General features: G+C 67.5%; 19 protein-coding genes. 10 read left to right on the forward strand and 9 right to left on the reverse strand.

Annotated elements, in window-relative coordinates; translation table 11 throughout:
* Window positions 1-64: 64 nt before the first annotated feature.
* A complete protein-coding gene (locus tag AC5P76_RS14645) occupies window positions 65-2200 on the forward strand; it encodes a TonB-dependent receptor (protein ID WP_253118884.1) in 2136 nt (711 codons plus the stop codon).
* 11 nt (window positions 2201-2211) lie between these two features.
* Entirely contained in the window at window positions 2212-3717 is a 1506-nt protein-coding gene (locus AC5P76_RS14650; protein ID WP_253118885.1) for a PepSY domain-containing protein, read from the forward strand.
* A 9-nt stretch (window positions 3718-3726) separates the two neighbouring features.
* Here the strand turns inward: AC5P76_RS14650 and AC5P76_RS14655 are convergent, their stop codons facing one another.
* The 4 genes from AC5P76_RS14655 to AC5P76_RS14670 all read right to left on the reverse strand — a co-directional run bounded on the left by AC5P76_RS14655 (window position 3727) and on the right by AC5P76_RS14670 (window position 7235).
* Window positions 3727-4860 (reverse strand): MFS transporter, encoded by a 1134-nt coding sequence (locus tag AC5P76_RS14655; protein WP_253118886.1) that lies wholly within the window; start codon window positions 4858-4860, stop codon window positions 3727-3729.
* An 11-nt stretch (window positions 4861-4871) separates the two neighbouring features.
* Window positions 4872-5648, reverse strand: a complete 777-nt coding sequence (locus tag AC5P76_RS14660; RefSeq protein ID WP_065175969.1) for a DeoR/GlpR family DNA-binding transcription regulator — start codon at window positions 5646-5648, stop codon at window positions 4872-4874.
* Between the two features lie 140 nt (window positions 5649-5788).
* The gene (locus AC5P76_RS14665; RefSeq protein ID WP_253118887.1) at window positions 5789-6463 is read right to left on the reverse strand and encodes a class I SAM-dependent methyltransferase; all 675 of its coding nucleotides are present in this window, start codon (window positions 6461-6463) and stop codon (window positions 5789-5791) included.
* 367 nt (window positions 6464-6830) lie between these two features.
* The gene (locus AC5P76_RS14670) at window positions 6831-7235 is read right to left on the reverse strand and encodes a GFA family protein (RefSeq protein WP_053519241.1); all 405 of its coding nucleotides are present in this window, start codon (window positions 7233-7235) and stop codon (window positions 6831-6833) included.
* Window positions 7236-7409: 174 nt separating this feature from the next.
* Here AC5P76_RS14670 and AC5P76_RS14675 point away from each other — a divergent pair, with 174 nt between their 5' ends.
* On the forward strand, window positions 7410-8384 hold the full coding sequence (locus AC5P76_RS14675) for an Lnb N-terminal periplasmic domain-containing protein (RefSeq protein WP_253118944.1): 975 nt from the start codon (window positions 7410-7412) through the stop codon (window positions 8382-8384).
* 5 nt (window positions 8385-8389) lie between these two features.
* Window positions 8390-10408, forward strand: a complete 2019-nt coding sequence (locus tag AC5P76_RS14680) for an esterase/lipase family protein (protein ID WP_253118888.1) — start codon at window positions 8390-8392, stop codon at window positions 10406-10408.
* 45 nt (window positions 10409-10453) lie between these two features.
* On the opposite strand, the gene AC5P76_RS14685 is transcribed toward AC5P76_RS14680, so the two are convergent.
* Window positions 10454-11821: an MFS transporter gene (locus AC5P76_RS14685; protein WP_253118889.1), complete on the reverse strand. Its 1368-nt coding sequence runs from the start codon at window positions 11819-11821 to the stop codon at window positions 10454-10456.
* A gap of 81 nt (window positions 11822-11902) precedes the next feature.
* On the opposite strand from AC5P76_RS14685, the gene soxR reads away from it, so the two are divergent.
* Entirely contained in the window at window positions 11903-12337 is a 435-nt protein-coding gene (gene soxR, locus AC5P76_RS14690; protein WP_253118890.1) for a redox-sensitive transcriptional activator SoxR, read from the forward strand.
* 41 nt (window positions 12338-12378) lie between these two features.
* Here soxR and AC5P76_RS14695 read toward each other — a convergent pair whose 3' ends face one another.
* Window positions 12379-12981 carry a short chain dehydrogenase gene (locus AC5P76_RS14695; RefSeq protein WP_053519252.1) on the reverse strand — a complete coding sequence of 201 codons (603 nt, stop codon included), beginning with the start codon at window positions 12979-12981 and terminating at the stop codon, window positions 12379-12381.
* 100 nt (window positions 12982-13081) lie between these two features.
* On the opposite strand from AC5P76_RS14695, the gene AC5P76_RS14700 reads away from it, so the two are divergent.
* Window positions 13082-13957, forward strand: coding sequence for a LysR family transcriptional regulator (locus tag AC5P76_RS14700; protein WP_111187135.1), 876 nt, complete (start codon window positions 13082-13084; stop codon window positions 13955-13957).
* 60 nt (window positions 13958-14017) lie between these two features.
* Here AC5P76_RS14700 and proC read toward each other — a convergent pair whose 3' ends face one another.
* Window positions 14018-14839, reverse strand: coding sequence for a pyrroline-5-carboxylate reductase (gene proC / locus AC5P76_RS14705; protein ID WP_053519255.1), 822 nt, complete (start codon window positions 14837-14839; stop codon window positions 14018-14020).
* An 18-nt stretch (window positions 14840-14857) separates the two neighbouring features.
* Complete coding sequence (locus AC5P76_RS14710; RefSeq protein WP_128989763.1) at window positions 14858-15535, reverse strand: YggS family pyridoxal phosphate-dependent enzyme; 678 nt, start codon at window positions 15533-15535, stop codon at window positions 14858-14860.
* Between the two features lie 87 nt (window positions 15536-15622).
* Here AC5P76_RS14710 and AC5P76_RS14715 point away from each other — a divergent pair, with 87 nt between their 5' ends.
* The 3 genes from AC5P76_RS14715 (at window position 15623) to AC5P76_RS14725 (ending at window position 19043) form a co-directional block, all read left to right on the forward strand.
* Complete coding sequence (locus AC5P76_RS14715) at window positions 15623-16660, forward strand: type IV pilus twitching motility protein PilT (RefSeq protein WP_053519259.1); 1038 nt, start codon at window positions 15623-15625, stop codon at window positions 16658-16660.
* 99 nt (window positions 16661-16759) lie between these two features.
* Window positions 16760-17902: a PilT/PilU family type 4a pilus ATPase gene (locus AC5P76_RS14720; protein ID WP_074900446.1), complete on the forward strand. Its 1143-nt coding sequence runs from the start codon at window positions 16760-16762 to the stop codon at window positions 17900-17902.
* Window positions 17903-18059: 157 nt separating this feature from the next.
* The gene (locus tag AC5P76_RS14725; RefSeq protein ID WP_253118891.1) at window positions 18060-19043 is read left to right on the forward strand and encodes an aldo/keto reductase; all 984 of its coding nucleotides are present in this window, start codon (window positions 18060-18062) and stop codon (window positions 19041-19043) included.
* A 30-nt stretch (window positions 19044-19073) separates the two neighbouring features.
* Here the strand turns inward: AC5P76_RS14725 and AC5P76_RS14730 are convergent, their stop codons facing one another.
* Complete coding sequence (locus AC5P76_RS14730) at window positions 19074-19976, reverse strand: LysR family transcriptional regulator (protein ID WP_053519263.1); 903 nt, start codon at window positions 19974-19976, stop codon at window positions 19074-19076.
* A gap of 165 nt (window positions 19977-20141) precedes the next feature.
* On the opposite strand from AC5P76_RS14730, the gene AC5P76_RS14735 reads away from it, so the two are divergent.
* Entirely contained in the window at window positions 20142-20849 is a 708-nt protein-coding gene (locus AC5P76_RS14735; protein ID WP_053519265.1) for a YitT family protein, read from the forward strand.
* The last annotated feature ends 4 nt before the right edge of the window (window positions 20850-20853 follow it).

Here is a 20853-nt window from a genome sequence, read left to right on the forward strand (position 1 = left end):
CTACCGCGTGCGCTTTCCTTCCTGCTGCCCCGCGGTGCGGGGTGGCATTGCATGCCGTGAAAAAATGAAAAGACATCCGAAGCGCGTTGCCCTGCGTTGGGCGACGCTGCCGGCGCTGTGCGCCTGCGCCCTGCCTGTTGCACCTGCCCGTGCCGAAGCGGCGGGCCCGACCACCCTGGACACCGTACGCGTAGTCGATACCCGGCACGGTGCGCTGTCGGCCACCCCCGGCGCAGGTTCCGCGCTCGGCCTGAACGTGCTGCAGACACCTGCGGCGCTCACCGTGATCGACCGCGACCAGCTGGAGCAGCGCGGCGACAGCAACCTCAACGATGCGATCAGCCGCGCGGGTGCGATCAGCGCGATGCCGCATCCGGGCAACGGCCTCAGCGCGCTGTCCAGCCGGGGCTTCACTGATGGGGCGTCGGTGATGCGCCTGTACGATGGCCTGCGCCAGTACGGGGGCGTCGGCATCACGTTCCCGTTCGATACCTGGTCCATCGAGCGCATCGAAGTGCTGCGCGGGCCGGCCTCGGTGATCCACGGCGACGGTGCGATCGGCGGTGTGATCAACATCGTGCCGAAGAAGCCTTCGCGCGGTGCCGTCGAGAACGAGATCAGTGTGACGGTGGGCAGCGAGGACATCGCGCGCCTGGGCTTCGGCAGCGGTGGCGCGCTGACGCCCGAGCTGGCCTACCGGCTGGATGTGAGCGGCAACTACAGCGGCGGCTGGGTGGACCGTGGCCGCAACAGTGACGCGACTTTCTCCGGGGCATTGCTGTGGCAGCCGCGTACCGACCTGCAGCTGACGCTCACCCATGGGCAGGGCTACCAGCAGCCGATGCGCTACTTCGGCACGCCGCTGGTGGATGGCCGACAGTTGGACGCACTGCGCCACCGCAACTACAACGTGGAAGACAGTGACATCCGATTCCGTGACCGCTGGACGCAGCTCGATGCGCTGTGGACGCCGAACGCGAAGATGGAGTGGCGCACCCGCGTCTACCAGATCGACAGCCAGCGCGATTGGCGCAACGCCGAGGCCTATGTCTACAACCCGCGCACTGGCCTGATTGACCGCTCGGGCAACACCCAGATCACCCACAACCAGGACCAGACCGGGCTGACCTCGACGCTGCGCGTGCAGGGTGAGGTGGGCGGTCTTGCCAACAGTTTCGCGCTGGGGATGGATGCCAACCGTGCGCATTTCAAGCACACCAACAATACCTATGCCGGCAGTTCCGGTCCGGTCGATCCGTTCCATCCGGTGCCGGGGCAGTTTGCCAGCGATGCGCCGAACCTGCCGCGCTACCGCAACAGTGCCGAGCAGTACGCTCTGTTCGTGGAAGACCGGCTGGCCCTGAACGAGCGCTGGTCGGTACTGGGCGGGCTGCGCCACGACCGCGCGCGCATCGATCGTACCGATCTGATCAGCGGCCAGAAGGCATTCTCGAAGACCTACAGCAGCACCGGCTGGCGAGCAGGTACGGTATTCGCGCTGCAGCCGACGCTGAGCCTGTACGCGCAGTATTCGCAGGCGGCCGACCCGGTCAGCGGCCTGTTGATGATCAGCCCGGCCAACGGTGCCTTCGACCTGGCCAAGGGGCGTCAGGTCGAAGTCGGCCTGAAGCAGGCCTTCGACGGTGGCGAGTGGACGCTGGCGGCGTACCGGATCCGCAAGACCGGGCTGCTCAGCCGTGATCCGCTGCTCCCGGATCGTCGGGTGCAGGTGGGCGCGCAGACTTCGCGCGGAATCGAGGCGTCCTTGAACTGGAATTTCGCGCCGCAATGGACGCTCGATGCCAACGCGACGGTTCTGAAGGCCGAGTTCGAGGACTTCCTGGAAGCCACCGGTTCGCCGGCTGTGCTGGTCTCGCGCGATGGCAACGTGCCGCCGAACGTGGCAGAGCGGCTGGCCAACGTATGGCTGAGCTGGCAGTTCCTGCCGGACTGGACCGTGGCCGGCGGTGCGCGTTACGTCGGCAAGCGTTACGCCGACAACGCCAACACCCTGGAGCTGCCGGGCTACAGCACCACCGATCTGGCGCTGACCTGGCAGGCGGCACCGCGCACGCGGGTGACAGCCCGTGTGTTCAACGTGTTCGACAAGGCGTACTACGCCACGGCGTACTACACCAGCACGCAGTGGCTGCTGGGCGCGGATCGCCGCGTCGAGTTCACCCTCGATCACCGCTTCTGAGGACGCACGCCATGTCGCTGCGATCCACTGCCAAGCGCTGGACCTACCTGGTGCACCGCTGGCTGGGCATCGGCGGATGCCTGCTGATGCTGCTGTGGTTTGTCAGCGGCATGGTGATGCTGTTCGTCGGCTACCCGAAGCTGACGCCCGGCGAGCGGCTGGCGGCGTTGCCGGTGCTGGGAGACGCGCATGGGCTGCTGGGACTGTCGGCGTTGCCAGCGGCCGTGCAGGCTGAGCCGGAAAGCGTGGCGCTGACCACGCTGCGTGGCGAGCCCGCCTATGTGGTGCGTAGTGGCAGCCACGTGGGAGCCTGGTCGGCGCGCACCGGGCAGGTCCTGCTGCCAGTATCGGCACAGCGCGCCGAAGCCTCGGCGGCGCAGTTTGCCGGCGGTCCGGCATTCGTGGGTGCGATGCGCGTGGATGAGGACCGCTGGACGCATTCGCGTGCGCTGGATGCGCATCGGCCGCTGTACCGGGTCGAGGTGGGCGGTGCGCGGCCGGGTGACCTGTATGTGTCTTCGCGCACCGGCGAGGTGGTGCTGGATGCACCGCATGTGCAGCAGCGCTGGAACTATGTGGGCGCTTGGCTGCACTGGCTGTACTTCCTGCGCATGCAGTCGGTGGACCCGGTGTGGACGTGGGTGGTGATCGTGCTGTCCGCACTGTGCACGGTGGTGGCGGTGAGCGGCATCGTGGTGGGGGTGTGGCGCTGGCGCTTCGCTGGCCACTATCGTTCCGGTGCGAAGACGCCGTACGTCGAGCCGTGGATGCGCTGGCATCATCTGATCGGTCTGGCGGCTGCGGCGTTCGTGTTCACCTGGATCTTCAGCGGGCTGATGTCGATGAATCCGCTGGGCGTGTTCAGCAGTACGCGCGCGGCGATCGACACGGCGCAGTATCGCGGCGATGCGGTGGCGGTGAATGGCCCACTGGGCGAACCGGCAGCGCTGCTGGCTGCGGCCCATGATGGGCTGTTCATGCCGGTGGAGATCCAGTGGCGGCGCATCGGCGGTGAGCTGTTCGCGCTGTTGCTGGACGGGCAGGGCGATACGCGCATCGTATCCGCAGACGAAGGGCATCTCCGGATGATGCCGCTGCTGCCGGTGGCATGGCTGCAGCAGAAGGCGCAGGCGATGTCTGCCGCGCCGATCCATCGGTTCGCGCTGCTGCATGCAGCGGATGCCTATTTCTATCCACGTGCGCCGGAGGCGATGAACGGCGCGGCGGTGCGCCGCTTCCCGGTGGCCGTGGCGGACTTCGGTGATGCCGAGGCGACGCGCGTCTACTTCGATCTGGCCAGCGGCGATCCACTGCTGACCCTGGGGCATCGTGAGCGCGTCGGGCGCTGGCTGTTCTACTTCCTGCACAGCTGGGACCTGCCGGCAATGCTGCGGCAGGAGACGGCCCGGCTGGGCGTGCTGCTGCTGTTGAGCACCGCCGGCACCGCGCTGTGCGCGACGGCTACGGTGATCGGTTATCGACGATTGCGGATGAAGGTCCGGCGTCGGCGCCGTTGATGCCGCGCGCTACACCCGCAGCCAGCGCGTGGACACCGCCACCAGCAGCAGCGCAATGGCCACACCGATGAATGCAGCGATCAGGCCGAAATGATTGGCGGCGAAGCCGATGAGTGCCGGGCCGGCAAGAATGCCGGCAAAGCCCAGCGTGGACACGGCGGTGATCGCCAGCGCGCCGGGCATGCGGGTCTGGTGGCCGGCCAGCGAGAACAGCGCCGGCGCGATGTTGGCGCAGCCGAGGCCGACCAGCAGATAACCGGCCAGTGAGACCTGCCAGGGCGTGACAAGCGTCAGCACCAGCACGCCACTGGCAGCGAGCAGGCCACCGAACACGATGGCGCGTTCGCGTCCCACCCGCGCCACCAGTGCATCGCCGAGCAGGCGGGCCACGGTCATGGTCAGGGTGAAGATCACATAGCCGATGCCAGCCATGCGCGCATCGACGCTGCGCACGTCACTGAGAAAGACCGCGCTCCAGTCCAGCATCGCGCCTTCGCCGAGGAACGCGACGAAGGCCAGCACGCCGATGAACAGCACGATGCCGTGCGGCATGGCCAGCATCGGCGTGTCCTGCGGCATGCGCTCGCGGTGCCAGTACGACGCCGACAGCAGCATCGCCAGCAGCATCGCGCCTACGCCGATCAGCACCGATGCCAGCGGAGGCAGCTGCAGGGACAGCAGCACGGTCATCATTGCCGCGCCCAGGAAGCCGCCGATGCTGAAGAAGGCGTGGAAGCCAGACATCATCACACGCCGCGCTTCGCGCTCGACCACCACGGCCTGCACGTTCATCGTGCAGTCCATCGCGCCTACCGCGGCACCGAACACGAACAGCACCAGGCCCAGCAGCCACGCTGAACCGGCCAGGGCCAGGCCCGGCACGGTGAGGCAGATCAACAGCGTACTTGCCACCATCACCCGGCGGCAGCCCAGCCGCGCGGCCAGAACGCCCGCCACTGGCATCGCCAGCAGCGAACCGGCACCCAGGCAGAGCAGCACCAGGCCGAGCGTGGCGTCGTTGAGGTCCGCGCGTGCCTTGGCGAACGGTACCAGCGTCGCCCACAGTGCCGTGGCGAAGCCGGGAATGAAGAATGCAGCGCGGGTCGCGTGCTGTTCGGCACGCGCGCGGTAGGCAACGGACATGGGCGGTTCGGTCAGGGCGGGGTGGGGTGCACCGCAATACCGGCAGCGAGGAAGCGCGCTGCCAGTGCGGGCGGGGCTGATGTGGTCAGCACCAGGTCGTCGATCTCGTCGAGGCCGGCGATCTGCCAGTGGCCACGGGCACCGAGTTTTTCGGTGGTGGCGGCGACAATGACGCGGCTGCTGCAGGCCACCATGGCGCGCTTCAAGGTGGCTTCTTCGGCATCCATCGCCCACACACCAGTGTCGCCGTCCACCGCGCACGGGCCGGGCAGGTACACGTCGGCGCGCAGGCGCTGCACCTGGGCCAGTGCTTCAGCACCGACCGCGCCGCCGCCGCTGGCCAGGCGGCCGCCGATCAGCTGCACGGAAGTGCCTTCATGCACACTGGCGGCGGTGGCGATCTGCGGCGCGTTGGTAATCACCGTCAGTGCCAGTTCGGGCGGCAACTGCTGGGCGATGGCCAGGTTGGTCGAACCGGCATCGAGCAGCACCACCTGCCCAGGTTGCAGCAGGGCACAGACGCGCGCGGCCAGTTCGGCCTTGTCGCCACGATCGCGGGTCAGGCGCTCGCGCAGCGGGCGCTCCTTCGGCGGCGGCAGCACGGCGCCGCCGTAGACGCGCTGGCACAGGCCTTGGGCGGCCAGTTCACGCAGGTCGCGGCGGATCGAATCTTCGGAAACCGCATAACGACGCGCCAGTTCCGCGGCGATCACGCGGCCCTGCTGGCGCAGTTCCTCGAGGATCTGCCGGGTACGTTCGGCGGGGAGGGGGCTGGAATCGGCGTTCATGGGATAAGTGTGCATATTCGTGCATGAACATGCAATAACGTGCATTCCGGGTCGACGCACGGGAGCCCCTTCTCCCGGGCGGCCCTGGAAAAGTGCGAGGTGCGGGGCTTGGCCGGGCGAGCGCCGGCTCTGCAGGTTCGTCAGGCCGCGTAGGCGACCCAGCCCTTGAAGGTGAATCCGGCGTAGAACAGCTCGATGTCCTTGAAGCCTGCCTCCTGCAGCACCTCCACCTCCTGTTCCGGTGACAGCAGCGGCAGGCGCTCGGCGATGGCGGTGATCGCGCGCTGTGCATCCGCACGGGCAATGCCGGAAGCCTCGCCGAAGGCCGCATAGCGCCTCAACCAGCGCAGCTTCGCCTCCGGCTCCTGCGGGACGCTGTGGTGGGCCACCACCAATGGCGCGCCCGGACGCAGCCGCCTGCGCAGTTCGCGCAGGGTATGCCGGCGCTGGTCGATATCGAGGAAGTGCAGGGTCAGCAGGCAGCTGGCGCCATCGAAGATCGTGGCCGGGGCATCCTCGATGTAGCCCTCCAGCAGCTCCACGTGGTTCATCCGTGTGCCGAGCGTTTCGCGGGCCAGCGCCAGCATCGGGCCGGCCGGATCGACTCCGAGCATGCGCCAGTGCGGGTGGGCGTCAGCGAAGGCCTTCAGCTCGAGGCCGCCACCGGCGCCGAGCACCAGCACGTGGCCGTGCTCGGGCACGTGCTCGGCCAGCAGCAGGTGGGCCATCTGTTGCAGACCGAGGAATCCAGGTACCTGCCGCAGCGGTCCCCCGTGATAGCGGGCCGCAGCCTGGGCATCGGAGAACGAAGGCATCCGGGGGCACCTGCAGCAGGAGGGGAATTATCACTGTAGCGCGGGCGTCAAGAGGTGCCGCCCAGTCCGCGATGCGGCTGCGGCGTGGTGCGCGCACAGGGCTTCGCCGCCTGTCATCGTGGCGTCGTCGATGCCTCACGCCGGCTATGCAGGCCAACGTCCACGCTTGATCGTCCCCGCCCCCACGGAGACCGACCATGTGGCTGCTTGATCATTTCTGGCCTGCACGCCGGCCCGCGCCTCCGCCGAGCCCCGTTCAAGCGGAGCCCGCGCCACGCCGGCCCTGGCGCAAACGCCCCGCGCGGGCCGGCCGCAGCGGCATGGCGCCCTGGCAGAAGGTCGCCGCGCCGACACGCCGAACCCGGCACTAGGCCGGGCGGTCGGCCGGATGGTTCACGCCATCGCTGACCGGAATCACGCCCAGCGCGAAGGGATCGATGCCCTCCAGGCAGGCGACGTTGTAGCCGTACTGGTCGGGGTTCGAACGCCGACGGTGGTGGGTGTAGATGCCGCACACATCGCAGAAGTAGTGCTCGGCCACATGCGTGTTGAACTGGTACAGCCGCAGATGGTCCCGCCCTCGCACCACCTGCAGCCCTGCGAGGGCGACGCTGGCGGCGATGGCGCCGCGGCGGCGGCACATCGAACAGTCGCAGCGGCGCGGGTCGACGATGCCGTCCGGCAGGTCCAGCAGCAGTTCGACCGTACCGCAATGACAGCGGGCGCTGTGCTGGGGTTGGACCGCAACACCGGCCACGGAGGTAATGCCCATCGATGCTCCTGGAAGAGGGAACGGTATGTGGAAAACGGCGTTGCAGACGGTGCACCCAGCAGCCTGAACGGGCCGTAGATACCAGGGCGAACCCGCTTGTGGCTAACTATGCGCCCCCGGGACCACGACAGGACGCCAGTGAAAGCCGCAGGACGTTGGATGACAGGAAGTGTGATGGTACTGCTGGCACTGTGGATGGCTGGCCTGCTGCTCTATCAGCTGCCGGGGCCGGGCTGGCTGGCGTCGGCCGTGGCGGTACTGTGGGTGCTGTCCGCCCTGTGGGCGTCCTGGCGGGTTGCCCGTGGCCATGGCACGCGACGGCTCGGCATGGCCTTCGGCGTGGCGCTGGCCCTGGCGCTGGGGTGGTGGATGCTGCTGACCCCGCGCCAGGATCGCGTCTGGGCCGATGACGTAGCGCAACGCCTGCACGTGGTCTCCTTCGATGGGCGGCATGTGGTGCTGGACAACGTGCGCGATTTCACCTGGCGCAGCGAAACCGACTATGACGCGCGCTGGGTGCGCCGCACGTACGACCTGGACCAGCTGCGTTCGGCCGACCTGGTGCTTTCGTACTGGATGGGGCCGGCGATCGCCCACACGCTGATCTCGTTCGGCTTCGACGATGGCCGCCATGTCGTGTTCTCGCTGGAGATCCGCAAGGAACGCGGGGAATCGTTCTCGGCACTGGGGGGATTCTTCCGCAAGTTCGAGATGACCCTGGTGGCCTCCGAAGAGACCGACATCATCCGCACGCGTACCAACGCGCGTGGCGAGGATGTCTATCTGTACCGCCTGCATGGCATGGACCGCGCACAGTTGAAGGAACTGTTCGCTGCCTACATCGCGCAGGCACGCGAGCTGGATGCAAAGCCCGGCTTCTACAACACGCTGACCAGCAACTGCACCACCATCGTCTTCGATCTGGCCAGGCATATCGCGCCGCGGCTGCCGCTGGACTACCGCCTGCTGCTGTCCGGCTATCTGGCCGAGTACGCGCAGGAGGTCGGTGCATTGACGCCGGGGGTGCCGTACGCAGTGCTGCATGCCAAGGGCCGGATCACCCAGCGCGCGCTGGACCTGGGTGACGGCGGCAACTTTTCCACCGTGATCCGCCAGGGCGTGCCCGGCACCGAGCAGGACCCGCAGTGATGCTCATGTCCACACTTTCCCGCTGGCAGCGCGTGCTGCCGGCGTCGCTGGCGATCTTCATGCTGCTGGCCGGCAGCGGCTGCGCGATGGTCACCGTCAAGCAGGTGAAATCCAGTGACTCGCTGGTCAACAAGCGTGCCGATGTGCTCAACACCGGCAAGCTCAGCCCGGCGGCCCGGGAAACGCTGAGTGCAGCCGGGCTGGATGAGTCGCAGTGCGAGAAGGACTTCGTGGTCTGTCGCAGCACGCTGTTGATGACCGACGATCTCAACGTCGAACAGCGGCTGTCCGCGTTGTCGGAGCTGTGGGTGAAGGCAGCGCTGGCGCTGACCCCGAAGAAGACGGCGGCGGGCGATCCACCGATGAGCGATGCCGCACTGGATGCATGGCTGGAAGCGGCGCGCTATGCCTACGCCTACCTGTTCTACAGCGGCCGTTCGCCGTCCGATCGGGCGTTCGAGGACCGGCAGACGCAGGTGCGCGACTACTACAACTATGCAGCCGAGAAGGCCGCGGTGGTTCTGTTCGTGCGGGCGCGCGCCGCCGCGCTCGCCGGCGAGGACTATACGAAGCCGATCACGGTCGGCAGCTGGTCGCTGGCCTCCAACTACCAGCAGCTGGCCCTGAAGAGCATTCCGGCGCAGCTGGTACCCGCTGGCACGGTCAGCTTCGTCGGCCTGCGCAGTACCTATCGACGCGACGGTTTCGGTGCGGAGCTGGTGATGGTGATGGACCCGCCGAAGCTGGTTGCTCCGGCGGTCTCCGCAGATGGCCCGAAGGCGGACGGCGGGCAGGACGACGACAGCGATGCGCGTCGTGGTCGCCGCCATCGCCATGATGATGCGGTGCCGGAGTTCAGCGAGATGTCCTCGATCAACGTCACCGCGCTGCTGCGCTTCGAGGGCAGCACGCTGGAGGACGTGATGCGTACCCGCCGGGTCGAGCTGGACGCTTATTCGCCCGAAGCGACCGAGCGCATCACCCTGCACGGCGAGCAGGTGCCGCTGGCCGGCAACTTCACTGCCGCCTACGGCCTGTGGCTGGCGCAGAGTGGCTTCGCCCGGCAATCGCTGCGCACGCTGTTCGGCATGAGCGAGGGTATCGGTGAGCCGCACATCTACCTGATGCAGCCGTGGGATCCGAACCGCCGCATCATCTTCATGCTGCATGGCCTGGCCAGCAGCCCGGAAGCGTGGGTGAACCTGGCCAACGAGATCATGGGCGATCCCGAGCTGCGCCAGCAGTTCCAGGTGTGGCAGGTGTATTACCCGACCAACGCGCCGATCGCGCTGAACCGCTATGAGATCGCTACTGCATTCAACGACACGCTGAAGCATTTCGACCCGGATGGCAGCACGCGCGCCTCGAAGGACATGGTCTACATCGGTCACAGCATGGGCGGCGTGCTGGCCCGCCTGCTGGTGAGCGACTCGGGCGATGTGCTGTGGAACGACCTGCTGGCCAACTATGACCTGAAGGGTGAACGACTGAAGCGGGTGCAGAACAAACTGGGCCCGCTGCTGCACTTCAAGGCGCAGCCGAATGTGGAAAGGGCGATCTTCATCGCCGCTCCGCATCAGGGCACCGACATCGCCGGCAACAGGGTCGGCCGCCTGATCGGCCGCCTGGTGCGCCTGCCGCTGACCATCCTGGGCAAGTTCGAGGATGTGTTCCTGGCGCTGGCGCAGGCCGAGCAGCAGGTTGACGGCACCGCCAAGCCGAAGATTCCCAACAGCATCGACAACCTCAAGGCCAGCGATCCGTTCGTGAAGGCGGCCGCACAGCTGCCGATCGAAGCGGGCCTGAAGTACCACTCGATCATCGCCCAGCGCAAACCGGAACTGCCGTTGGAGAAATCCGACGATGGGCTGGTGCCGTACTGGAGCGCGCACCTGCCGGGGGCGCTGTCGGAGAAGGTCATCATCTCCGGACACAGCGTGCAGGAATCGCCGCAGGCCGTGCTGGAGGTGCGCCGCATCCTGCATCGGGACATCGATGATGTGGACGCGGCGGCCACGCCATGACCGCACTGATCGCCGGGCCACGCACGGCCGAATCAACCGGTGGCGTTACACCCGGCGTGCAATCAGCGTGGACAGCAGAGCCAGGCCCAGGGTGATCGCCAGGCACAGCACGTAGCCGGTGTGCGGCCTGTCGTCCACGAACAGGGCAAACAGCGCGCCGGAGACGGCCAGTGCGGTGGTGACCGCCAGCGCCTCGCTCAACTGCAGCGCCGAGGTGTTGGCTCCCTGTTCGTGCGGTGCCGAAAGGGACAGGGTCAGTACCGAAAGACTGGCGTAGATCATGCCCATGCCGAAGCCGGTCAGCGTCCAGCCGATCAGAGCCACCGGCAGCGGTACCGTGCGGAACAGCACCGCCAGCGTGGCCGCGATACCGATCGCCATCAGCGGCGTTCCCGCGCGCAGCAGCTGCTGGCGTGACCAGCTATTGCGCTGGTGGCCCTGCAGCCACGACCCGGCGAACCAGCCCAATGCCCCCAGGCTCAACACCGCGCCGGCCCCGCTGGGTGACAGCCCGCGCTCGCGCTGCAGCAGCAGTGGCAGGTAGGCCTCGCAGGCGAAGAATGCCGCAGCGGCGATGCCGCGCAGGGCGATCACACTGGGCAGGCCGCGATGCAGGCGCAAGGTGCCGGCAGGCAGCAGCCGCTGCACGCAGAACAGCAGCGCAAGCATCGCCACAGCGATGCACAGCACTGCCGCCATCCCTTGCTGCTGCCCGCCGAGATACAGCAGCAGCGCTGCCAGCGACGCGCCGCTGGCCCAGCGCACCACCCGGCTGCGATTGCCGCTGTCGCCCGCAGGCGAGGGCTGCAGGCGTGACAGTGCAGGTCGCAGCAGCAATGCAGCGGGTAGCGCCAGCAGCGGCACGGCCAGGAACACCCACCGCCAGCCCAGGTGCTGCACGATGAGCCCGCTCGCAGCCGGGCCGATCATCGACGGCACCACCCAGCCAGCGGAGAATGCTGCGAACACCTTCGGCCGCAGCGATTCGGGGTAGGTACGGCCGACCATCACATACAGCGAGACCGAGATCGCGCCCGCGCCCAGGCCCTGCAGCAGCCGCCCGGCCACCAGTATCCCCATGTGCGTGGCCAGGCCGGCCAGCAGCAGGCCCAGTACGAAGCACGCCAGGCCCCACCACAGCGGCCGCGCGGGCCCGTGCCGGTCGGCCCAGAGGCCAGCGAGTGTCATGCCGATGACGCTGGTGGCGAGGGTCCCGCCGAAGGCCAGCGCGTACAGGCGGAGCCCGTCGAGTGCGGCGGCGACGGTGGGCATGGCTGCGGCCACCGCCAGCGCTTCGAAGGCGTGCAGCGAAACCAGGGCGACCATGCCGAGGGTGGTCGCACGATAGCGCGCGGAGAGGATGGAGGTTTCGGCAGGAGGGGCGGCGTCGGCAGCAGATGGAGTCGGGGTCATGCGGAAAGTCTGGGAGGCCGCGCTTGTCATCCGGCGGCGAAGACCGCAGCATGACACCTGAACTATAGTTGAGGTCAAGCAATGGTGTCGCAGGAACTGAGTGTGGGTGAGGTTTCGCAGCGCAGCGGCGTGGCCGTATCCGCACTGCACTTCTATGAGCGCAAGGGCCTGATCAGCAGCCTGCGTACCTCGGGCAACCAGCGCCGCTTCAGCCGCGACGTGCTGCGCCGGCTGGCGGTGATACGCGTTGCACAGCGCGTGGGCATGCCGCTGGAGGCGGTGGCGCGCGCTTTCGAAAGCCTGCCGCAGGGCAGGGCACCGACCAAGGCCGACTGGGCCACGCTGTCTGCACGCTGGCGGACCGAGCTGGATGAGCGCATCCACATGCTGCAGCTGCTGCGTGACGAACTGACCGGGTGCATCGGTTGCGGCTGCCTGTCACTGAAGCGCTGCCGGCTGGCCAACCCCGACGATGTCCTCGGGGAACGGGGTGACGGTCCGATGCGCTGGGGCTGAGGCCCCGGCACATCGGAGGGCACGCCAGGCTGGATCATGCATCACCAGACGGTGATCGTTTCACCGCTCAGGATGCCTTCCACCGCGCGCTGGTACGCCAGTGCCGCGCGCTGGGCGGTGACCGCTTCAAAGCCGGGGAAGTAGGGCGCGTAGGCATCCATTGATTCGACCAGCACATTCGGGCTGACGACATTGATGCGCAGCCCGCGGGGCAGCAGCTCCAGGGCCGCTGCGCGCACGAATCCTTCCAGCGCGGCGTTCACCGAGGTTGCATTGACGCCATCGCGGATCGGCTGGGCACTGACGATGCCGCTGGTCAGGGTGATCGAGCCACCGGCGGTGAGGTGATGCTGGGCGGCCAGTGCCAGCCGTACCTGCCCGAGCAGCTTGTCCTGCAGGCCGACGTTGAACCGTTCGGGCGTCATGTCACGCAGGGGACCAAAATGCAGTTTGCCTGTTGTGGAAATCACCGCATCGACCGCGCCGGTGCGGGCAAACAGTTCGTTGACGCTGGCATCGTCGGTCAGATCGACGCGCAGCGTGCCGCTGCTGCGCCCTGCGTCCAGGATCTGGTGCTGCTGGCCGAGCTGGCGCGCGACGGCCTGGCCGAGCGTGCCGGTGGCGCCCACGAGAAGAATCTTCATGACGGTTCCTTGCTTGGGGGAGACGAAGCGCAGTCTGCGCCGTGACGACGCGGTTTGGTAAGCTGCGTATGATTCGCTGATTACTAATCAGGACTTAGCAATGGACATGCTGCGCTGCATGCAGGCCTTCGTCGCCGTGGCCGAGCGCGGGAGTTTCGCCGCTGCCGCCGAGCACCTGCAGGTGTCTGCGGTGATGGTGGGCAAGTACATCCAGCAGCTGGAAAGCCACCTCGGCACCGCGCTGTTGCAGCGGAACACGCGGCGGCAGCGCCTGACCGAAGCGGGCAGCGCCTATCTGGCCGGTTGCCGGCAGGTGCTGGAACAGGTGCAACAGGCCGAGGCGGACGTGGCCGGCCTGCAGCTGCAGCCGCGCGGTGTGTTGCGGGTCAGTGCTCCCACCACCTGGGGCAGCTGCGTGCTGGCGCCCCGGTTGGCCGAGCTGCTGCGTGCACAGCCGCTGCTGAACATCGAACTGGATCTGAGCAATCGCCGCGTGGACCTGATCGAAGACGGCTTCGACGCGGCGATCCGGGTCGGTCCGCTGCCCTCGGCGGACATCGTTGCGCGTCCGCTGCCCCCCTATGCGATGAGCCTGTGCGCAGCGCCGTCGTACCTTCGCCGTCGAGGCACGCCGCGGACGCCCGCGGATCTGCAGGGGCACGATTGCCTGAGCCACCTGGCGTGGCGTGGCGGGCACGGTTGGCAGCTGGCCAGTGGCGAGCATGTGGACTGGGAGGCACGGCTCACCAGCAATGACGGCTTCGCGCTGCGCGAGGCTGCCGTGGCGGGTGCCGGATTGATTCTGCAACCGACGGCGCTGCTGGCCACGGAGATCGCCGCGGGCCGGCTGAAACCGCTGCTGCGCGACCATCTGCCGGCGCCGCGGCCGATGCACCTGATCTATCTGCCGGACCGTCGCCCGCGCCCGCGCCTGCAGTGCTTCGTCGACTTCGTCATGACCACGTTGGGGCAATGAGCATCGGGGGAGATGGGGTCAGATCCCTTTGCCCCGGCAGAGGGATCTGACCCCAAGGAATCAGTCGTTTGCCGCTGACAGTTCCTGGCCGCGCACCTGTGCGGCGCGCAGCGCGGCATCCACCAGTGCCTCGAAGCCGCCGGCCTGGAAGCTTTCGATCGCAGCCTGGGTGGTGCCGTTGGGCGAGGTCACGCGGCGGCGCAGCTCGGCGGGACTTTCGCCCGCTTCATCGAGCATGCGTGAGGCGCCCAGCAGCGTCTGCACCACCAGCGTGCGTGCGGCGTCGGCGGGCAGACCCTGGGCGATGCCTGCCGCTTCCATCGCTTCGGCGAGCAGGAACACATAGGCCGGACCGCTGCCGGAGACAGCGGTGACCGAATCCATCAACGGCTCGCTGTCGATCCATACCGTGCGTCCGGCACTGGCCAGCAGGTGCTCGGCCTGGGCCCGCTGCGGTGCATCCACTGCCGGTGTTGCGTACAGGCCGGTGACGCCGGCACCGAGCAGCGCGGGCGTGTTGGGCATCGCGCGCACCACCGGCAACGTGCCGCCCAGCCAGCGCTGCAGCTGCGTGCTGGTGATGCCGGCGGCGATCGAGACCACCAGCGGTCGGTTGTCCTGCGCCAGCGGCTGCAGCGACTGGCAGACGTCGCGCAGTACCTGTGGCTTGACCGCCAGCAGCCAGGTCTGGCCCTGCGCGGCGGCCGCGCTGGCGCTGTCGTGGGTATGCACGCCGAAGTCGCTGGCAAGCGCATCGCGCACGGCGGCGACCGGCTCGGCCACGTGGATGCGCGTGGCAGGCACGCCCTGGCGGATCAGGCCGGCGATCAGGCTGCGTGCCATGTTGCCGCCGCCGATGAAGGTGATGGAATCTGCTGCCATGGAAGTCTCCTCGGAATGTCAGGCCGGCCGCGGACGGGCGCCGAACAGGGCGGTGCCGATGCGCACCAGGGTGGCGCCTTCGGCGATGGCCTCGGTGTAGTCGCTGCTCATGCCCATCGAAAGGGTATCGACCTGCGGGAAGCGGTCGGCCAGTGTCTGGAAAAGTGTGCGCATGCGCACGAATGCGTCGCGGCGGCGTTCCGCCTCCGGCCACGGCGCCGGGATCGCCATCAGACCCCGCAACCGCAGGCCAGGCTCGGCGGCGATGGCCTCGGCCAGGGCCTGGACGTCCTCTGGCGCGCAGCCGTGCTTGCTCGATTCATCATCGATGTTGACCTGGATCAGCACGTTCAGCGCTCCGCGCGCCGCCGGTCGATGGCGGGCCAGCGCGGTCACCAGCTTGGGACGGTCCACGCTCTGCACCCAGTCGAAATGCGTGGCCACCGCTTCGGCCTTGTTGGACTGCAGATGGCCGATCAGGTGCCATTCCAGGTCGAGGTGCTGCAGCGCCTGCATCTTGGCCAGCGCCTCCTGCACGTAGTTTTCGCCGAAGGCGCGCTGGCCCTGTGCAGCAAGGGCGGCCACGGCCTCGGCCGGTTGGGTCTTGGAGACCGCCAGCAGGCGCGGCGGCGCACGTCCGGCGGCCTCCGCCGCAGCGTGCAGGGTGCTCAGGATCTGGGGCAGGGCAGTGGCCACGTAACGCGTTCCAATCGATCAGGAGGCTATACTGCCGCCCGGGGAAAGATCCTTCCAGTCGAAGCCGTTATTGGGGAGTAGCCGCTCATGGATATCGCCGAGCTGTTGGCGTTTTCCGTAAAGAACAAAGCGTCCGACCTGCACCTGTCCGCAGGCCTGCCGCCGATGATCCGCGTGGACGGCGACGTTCGCCGCATCAACATCCCGGCACTGGATCACAAACAGGTCCATGCGCTGGTGTACGACATCATGTCCGACAAGCAGCGCCGCGACTACGAGGAATTCCTCGAAGTGGATTTCTCGTTCGAGATCCCGTCGCTGGCACGTTTCCGCGTGAATGCGTTCAACCAGAACCGGGGTGCGGGCGCGGTGTTCCGTACCATTCCGTCGGAGGTGCTGACGCTGGAGGATCTGGCCTGCCCGCCGATCTTCCGCGAACTGATCCAGCAGCCGCAGGGCCTGATCCTGGTGACCGGCCCGACCGGTTCGGGCAAGTCGACCACGCTGGCCGCGATGATCGACTACATCAACAAGAGCGAATACGGCCACATCCTCACTGTCGAGGATCCGATCGAGTTCGTGCACACCTCGCAGAAGTGCCTGATCAACCAGCGCGAAGTACACCGTGATACGCATGGCTTCAACGAGGCACTGCGCTCGGCACTGCGAGAAGACCCGGACATCATCCTGGTCGGCGAACTGCGCGACCTGGAAACCATCCGCCTGGCACTGACCGCCGCGGAGACCGGCCACCTGGTGTTCGGCACCCTGCACACCAGTTCGGCGGCCAAGACCATCGACCGCATCATCGACGTGTTCCCGGCCGGCGAGAAGCCGATGGTGCGCTCGATGCTGTCCGAGTCGCTGCGCGCGGTGATCTCGCAGGCACTGTTGAAGAAGGTGGGCGGCGGCCGTACCGCAGCGTGGGAGATCATGGTGGGCACGCCGGCCATCCGCAATCTGATCCGCGAAGACAAGGTGGCGCAGATGTACTCGGCGATCCAGACCGGTCAGCAGCAGGGCATGATGACGCTCGACCAGCACCTGCAGGACCTGGTCAAGCGCAGCCTGATCACCCGCAACCAGGCGCGCGAGTACGCCAAGGACAAGCGACTGTTCGAGTAAGGCAAGGCAGAAGCGGGCCCCGGCGCGCGACCGCGCCGGCGACTCCGCGATGTTCCGACCATCGACTGAAGCCTGGCACATGCCTCCTGGGAGCCTGCCGTGAACACCACCGCCACCACCATCGATTTCACCTCCTTCCTCAAGCTGATGGCGCACCAGCGCGCCTCGGACCTGTTCATCACCGCGGGCATGCCGCCGGCGATGAAGGTCAATGGCAAGATCGCGCCGATCACGCAGACACCCCTGACGCCGCAGCAGAGCCGCGACCTGGTGCTGAACGTGATGACGCCGGCACAGCGCGAAGAGTTCGAGAAGACCCACGAATGCAACTTCGCCATCGGCCTGTCCGGTGTCGGCCGTTTCCGCGTGAGCTGCTTCTATCAGCGCAACCAGGTGGGCATGGTGCTGCGTCGCATCGAGACGCGCATCCCGACCGTGGAAGAACTGAGCCTGCCGCCGATCATCAAGACGCTGGCGATGACCAAGCGCGGCATCATCCTGTTCGTCGGTGCGACCGGCACCGGCAAGTCGACGTCGCTGGCAGCGATGATCGGTTATCGCAACCAGAATTCCACCGGCCACATCATCACCATCGAGGATCCGATCGAGTTCGTGCACAAGCACGAGGGCTGCATCATCACCCAGCGCGAAGTGGGCATCGATACCGACAGCTGGGAGGCCGCGCTGAAGAACACGCTGCGCCAGGCGCCGGACGTGATCATGATTGGTGAGGTGCGTACACGCGAAGGCATGGACCACGCCATCGCCTTCGCCGAGACCGGCCACCTGGTGCTGGCGACTCTGCATGCCAACAACGCCAACCAGGCGATGGACCGCATCATCAACTTCTTCCCGGAAGACCGTCGCAACCAGCTGCTGATGGACCTGTCGCTGAACCTCAAGGGCGTAGTCGCCCAGCAGCTGGTGCCGTCCCCCGATGGCCGCTCGCGCAAGGTTGCGATGGAGATCCTGCTGGGCACGCCGCTGGTGCAGGACTACATCCGCGACGGCGAGATCCACAAGCTGAAGGAAGTGATGAAGGAATCGGTCCAGCTGGGCATGAAGACCTTCGACCAGAGCCTGTTCGAGCTGTACCAGGCCGGTGAGATCAGCTACGAGGATGCACTGCGGTACGCCGATTCGCAGAACGAAGTGCGGCTGCGCATCAAGCTGAGCCAGGGCGGTGACGCGCGCACCCTGTCGCAGGGGCTGGACGGCGTGGAAATCTCCGAGATCCGCTGAAGCAGCAGGGGACGGCAGCCGGGCATCGCCCGGCGCCGCGGAAGATCACCGGGGCGGCCGGATTCATGAAATCCAGTCATGACCGACTGCGGCGCAGCCGGTTCAATCCGATGGCGCCGCAGGCGTATCGTCAGCGCTCCCCCTCTGGAGCATGACAATGCAGACACGTGAACTCGGCCGCAGCGGCCTGAAGGTTTCCGCCCTCGGCCTGGGCTGCATGGGCCTGAGCCACAGCTACGGCAAGCCCGTGGAACTGGAGCAGGGCGTCGCGCTGCTGCACGCAGCCGTGGAGCGCGGGGTCACCTTCTTCGACACGGCTGAGGTGTATGGCCCGTACACCAACGAGGCACTGCTGGGCAGGGCGCTGGCGCCGCATCGGGACCGGCTGGTGATCGCCACCAAGTTCGGTTTCCGCAATGCCCAGGCCGATACCGGGCTGGACAGCCGCCCGGAGAACATCCGTGCCGTGGCCGAAGCCAGCCTCAAGCGCCTGCGTACCGACCACATCGATCTGTTCTACCAGCACCGTGTCGATCCCAACGTGCCGATCGAGGACGTCGCCGGTACCGTGCGCGACCTGATTGCCGAAGGCAAGGTCGGCCACTTCGGGCTCTCCGAAGCGAGTGCCGCCACCGTGCGCCGCGCACATGCCGTGCAGCCGGTGGCTGCGGTGCAGAGCGAGTACTCGCTGTGGTGGCGCGAGCCGGAGCGCGAACTGCTGCCGACCCTGCAGGAGCTGGGCATCGGCTTCGTACCGTTCAGTCCGCTGGGCCGGGGCTTCCTGACCGGTACGATCAATGCAGATACCACGTTCGAGGCCGACGACTTCCGCAACACCGTGCCGCGGTTTGAAGTCGAAGCGCGCCGGGCGAACCAGGCGCTGGTGGACCGGATCGGCGCCATTGCCGCCGCCCGCGGTGCCACCCCGGCACAGGTGGCATTGGCCTGGCTGCTGGCGCAGGCAGACTGGATCGTGCCGATTCCGGGTACCACCAAGGTGCATCGCCTGGAAGAGAACCTGGGAGCGGTGGACCTGCAGCTGTCGAGCGAAGAACGGCAGCGCATCGCGCAGGCGCTGGATGAAGTTTCGATCGTCGGCGAGCGCTACAACGCCCAGCGTGCGGCGCAGGTCAAGGGCTGATCGTGGTGGGTGCGGGCCTTGGGCCCGCACTCATCGGTCCATCATCGGCCCGCGCAGGGCATCGAGCACCGTGCGCATCGCCAGGGTCACGTGGTGGCGCGAGGGGTAGTACGCGTAGTAGCCATCGAACGGCGGGCACCAGTCGTCCAGCACCGATTGCAGGCGCCCATCGTCCAGCATCGGCAGGACCTGGTCTTCCGGCAGCCAGGCCAGCCCGCTGCCGGCCAGTGCCGCGCTGCGGGTCATGCCCATCGTGTTGAAGGTCCACTGCCCGCTCACGCGCACGCTCAGTTCGTGGCCATCCTGGCCGAAGTCCCATGGCATCAGTCCGCCATGGGTGGGCAGGCGCAGGGTGATGCAGTTGTGGCTGGCCAGGTCGTGCGGATGCGCGGGGGCGGCGTGCTGACGGAAGTAACCCGGGGCACCGACCACGCGCATCCGCAGCGGGGGGCTGATGGGCACGGCGATCATGTCGCGTGCCAGGCGCTCGCCGAGGCGGATGCCGATGTCATAGCGCTCGGCGACGATGTCGGCCAGGCCATAGTCGGTGGTCAATTCGATCTTCAGGTCGGGGAAGCGCTGCAGCAGGGGGGCCAGCCGCGGCCACGCCAGATACTCAGCGGCGTGGCCGGTGGCGTTGATGCGGATGGTCCCGGCGGGGCGGTCGCGGTACTCGGCCAACGCGGCCAGTTCGTGCTCGATCTCCGCCAGGCGTGGTGCCAGCGTGGCGAGCAGGCGGGCGCCAGCCTCGGTGGTGGAGACGCTGCGGGTGGTCCGGGTCAGCAGGCGCACCCCGAGCCGCTCTTCGAGGCCGCGCATGGCGTGGCTGAGCGCGGACTGGGAGACACCCAGCTGGGCGGCCGCGCGGGTGAAGCTGCCCTCGCGGGCGACGTGGACAAAGGCCTGCAGGTCGTTGAGGTTTTCGCGCGGCATGCGGGAATGATACGGCGCCGCCGCTGCCCGCTGCCCGCTGCCGCGCAGGCTGATGCTTTCCGGGGAGCCCTCAGGCAGGGCGGCGCATCCAGCTGAACGATTTCATCTGCAACTGTCATGCGGATCGTGTCTAATACCGCCTCCCCCCGCTGTCCCCCCACCCGCATGTCCCATCCTTCCCATGGCCCCGCGCCGTGCGACGACGCTGACGGCCACCTGGTCACCGCCGGTCCGTTGACTCCGCCGCCGGACAGCGCCGGTACCACCGCCGACGAGAAAGCGCTGCGCCACTCGGTGGCCGAGGACGTGCAGGGCATGGTGCTGGCGACGATGGTGGCCTCGCTGGGCCTGGCCATCTTTGCCAAGGGCGGGCTGATGATCGGCGGCATGGCCGGCATGGCGTTCCTGCTGCACTACTCCATGGGCTGGAACTTCGGGCTGGTGTTCGTGCTGGTCAATCTGCCCTTCTACTGGGTGGCGCTGCGGCGCATGGGCTGGGAGTTCACCCTGAAGACCTTTGCCGCGGTTACCGCCTGCGGCGTACTGACCGATCTGCTGCCGCGCTGGATCGATTTCTCGCACATCCATCCGCTGTACTCGGCGATCGTCGGCGGCGCGCTGTCGGGGCTGGGCATCCTGTTCTTCATCCGCCACCGCGCCAGCCTGGGCGGCATCGGCATCCTGGCGGTCTACCTGCAGCGCACCCGTGGCTGGAGCGCCGGCAAGGTGCAGATGTCCTACGATGCCTGTCTGATGATCGCCGCGTTCTTCGTGCTTTCGCCGTCCAAGGTGATGTATTCGGCGATCGGCGCGGTGGTGCTCAGCCTGGTGCTGATGTTCAACCACCGGCCCGGCCGTTACATGGGCGTGTAAGCGC

It is taken from the genome of Stenotrophomonas sp. YJH_SMC_36, assembly GCF_059369935.1.

Excerpts from the sequence above, each read along its gene's own strand:
- AC5P76_RS14645 (WP_253118884.1), top strand. The coding sequence starts at position 65 with ATGAAAAGACATCCGAAGCGCGTTGCCCTGCGTTGGGCGACGCTGCCG.
- AC5P76_RS14650 (WP_253118885.1), top strand. The coding sequence starts at position 2,212 with ATGTCGCTGCGATCCACTGCCAAGCGCTGGACCTACCTGGTGCACCGC.
- AC5P76_RS14655 (WP_253118886.1), bottom strand. The coding sequence starts at position 4,860 with ATGTCCGTTGCCTACCGCGCGCGTGCCGAACAGCACGCGACCCGCGCT.
- AC5P76_RS14660 (WP_065175969.1), bottom strand. The coding sequence starts at position 5,648 with ATGAACGCCGATTCCAGCCCCCTCCCCGCCGAACGTACCCGGCAGATC.
- AC5P76_RS14665 (WP_253118887.1), bottom strand. The coding sequence starts at position 6,463 with ATGCCTTCGTTCTCCGATGCCCAGGCTGCGGCCCGCTATCACGGGGGA.
- AC5P76_RS14670 (WP_053519241.1), bottom strand. The coding sequence starts at position 7,235 with ATGGGCATTACCTCCGTGGCCGGTGTTGCGGTCCAACCCCAGCACAGC.
- AC5P76_RS14675 (WP_253118944.1), top strand. The coding sequence starts at position 7,410 with ATGGTACTGCTGGCACTGTGGATGGCTGGCCTGCTGCTCTATCAGCTG.
- AC5P76_RS14680 (WP_253118888.1), top strand. The coding sequence starts at position 8,390 with ATGTCCACACTTTCCCGCTGGCAGCGCGTGCTGCCGGCGTCGCTGGCG.
- AC5P76_RS14685 (WP_253118889.1), bottom strand. The coding sequence starts at position 11,821 with ATGACCCCGACTCCATCTGCTGCCGACGCCGCCCCTCCTGCCGAAACC.
- soxR (WP_253118890.1), top strand. The coding sequence starts at position 11,903 with ATGGTGTCGCAGGAACTGAGTGTGGGTGAGGTTTCGCAGCGCAGCGGC.
- AC5P76_RS14695 (WP_053519252.1), bottom strand. The coding sequence starts at position 12,981 with ATGAAGATTCTTCTCGTGGGCGCCACCGGCACGCTCGGCCAGGCCGTC.
- AC5P76_RS14700 (WP_111187135.1), top strand. The coding sequence starts at position 13,082 with ATGGACATGCTGCGCTGCATGCAGGCCTTCGTCGCCGTGGCCGAGCGC.
- proC (WP_053519255.1), bottom strand. The coding sequence starts at position 14,839 with ATGGCAGCAGATTCCATCACCTTCATCGGCGGCGGCAACATGGCACGC.
- AC5P76_RS14715 (WP_053519259.1), top strand. The coding sequence starts at position 15,623 with ATGGATATCGCCGAGCTGTTGGCGTTTTCCGTAAAGAACAAAGCGTCC.
- AC5P76_RS14725 (WP_253118891.1), top strand. The coding sequence starts at position 18,060 with ATGCAGACACGTGAACTCGGCCGCAGCGGCCTGAAGGTTTCCGCCCTC.
- AC5P76_RS14730 (WP_053519263.1), bottom strand. The coding sequence starts at position 19,976 with ATGCCGCGCGAAAACCTCAACGACCTGCAGGCCTTTGTCCACGTCGCC.
- AC5P76_RS14735 (WP_053519265.1), top strand. The coding sequence starts at position 20,142 with ATGTCCCATCCTTCCCATGGCCCCGCGCCGTGCGACGACGCTGACGGC.